Genomic DNA, 1,610 nt, shown 5'->3' with positions numbered 1-1,610 from the left:
AGTCGCTCCCCTTACATAAACAGCAGCGTGGAAATTGCTTCCTTGTCTTGATGCAAAGCGCGAGTGGGGGAAACCCCCTCATGGCCACTGCATCCCTTGAAGCACGAAACCTGACTGCCTGACACATCTGGGTGAAACCGATGCGTATCAGGCTCGACACTGTAACGACTGAATCCGTGAGAACCAGATGCGATCATAAAAATCCTCACGGGCTTTTTGAGAAGCAAAGCACGGTTGCGGGTCTTTGGGTAGCAAGGGGATAGGTGTTAAAAGTGGACGACCTTTGTGGAGAACTCCCATTAGCCAGCGCAGACCGATTTTCAGGTAGCTGATACCCCTTTGCCAATGAGGATCAACCTGCCGTCGCAGACCGTTAAGTTGAACGGCCATACCTTGAGTTGTGCTGTAGAGTAGAGCCACAGCAGCGACTAGGTAGAGTCGTTCGAGAGCGCTCGCGGAACGGATACGGGACTCTTCAAGTTTAAAGGCTCCTGACTTACTATCCAAAAATAATTCCTCGACCCGGAACCTCAAACCGTATTGCCACAAAGTTTTTAAATTGGGGGTTTCATCGGTTATGACTGCCCAGGGGTCAAAGACCCCTTTGATGTTGGCTAACACTAAATGAGAACGGTATTCCCCATCTTGCCATAAGCCCACATGGCGATAAAACACCGCTTCTCCTTTTGGCGGCCAAAGATAACTGAGTTCAATGGGATAGCGACGGGGACCGTGCAAATGGACATCACAGGGCAGCCGCAGACAGTAATGCCAATTGCTCCGTTGCAACCATTTCATCAGGGCATGGTTGGCAAAGCCCCGGTCGGCTAAGAGCATCACATCGGTATGTTGACGCAATATCCACCGGGCTTGGCGTAATAATGGCTGATATTCCTTGAAGGCCACCGTGGCACTACCATGCTCTAATACAAGCCAGAGAAATGGTACGGCACGACCACAACACACCACTGACAGATGAATCATACAATAACGATTCCAAAGCACTGTAGTATCTAGGGCTAGGTACAGACGGTGGGACTGCCAATCTTTCAATGCCAATAGCATCAAGGGAGTGTATAGCCCCTTCACGCCAATGAGCCGATTGCTCACAAACCGATGCCACCGACGTTCAAAGCTCTGAGCCAGTTTTGCTCGGCTCGATATCCCAGGCACTCAGGCTCAGCTGACCGCTGCTAATTAAGGCACTTACCATCCAAGCTAAGGTTTTTAGATGGCGCAGATCCCGATAGTTGCTGTATTGACGCAGGAAGTTTAACAGTTGATCATGAATTTGGGTAGAGTTGGACATGCTCTCATGGGCTGGTTGTGTCGTGACACTAGCCTCGCATATCCCTCTACCCCTTTTTTTCTCAAATAAGCGCGATCGCTCTGGCCCTACCACTTGTCTTTGACCGTCCCCTCACCACCGGCAACCATAACCTACGCAGAATCAGGTTTTGAGGCACTTGTGTCAGGCACTCAGGTTTTGCCCACCCTACTAGCTAGGGAAAAGTTCTCTAGTCTCGAATACTCAAAACAATAGAACTGTTTTTGCCCACTCTACAAGCTAGTCAACTGTAAAATATCAATCCCTAACGAGGAGCAATGGA

General features: G+C 49.7%; 2 protein-coding genes. Both read right to left on the bottom strand.

Annotated elements, in window-relative coordinates; translation table 11 throughout:
* Positions 1–147 precede the first annotated feature (147 nt).
* A complete protein-coding gene (locus F6K49_RS47325; protein ID WP_293109456.1) occupies positions 148–1,173 on the bottom strand; it encodes a transposase in 1,026 nt (341 codons plus the stop codon).
* Positions 1,130–1,402: a hypothetical protein gene (locus F6K49_RS47320; RefSeq protein ID WP_293072345.1), complete on the bottom strand. Its 273-nt coding sequence runs from the start codon at positions 1,400–1,402 to the stop codon at positions 1,130–1,132. The genes F6K49_RS47325 and F6K49_RS47320 overlap by 44 nt, the downstream gene beginning before the upstream one ends.
* Between the last annotated feature and the right edge of the window lie 208 nt (positions 1,403–1,610).

This window comes from Moorena sp. SIO3I6 (genome assembly GCF_010672095.1).
This window is presented reverse-complemented; position numbering and strand designations above follow the sequence as displayed.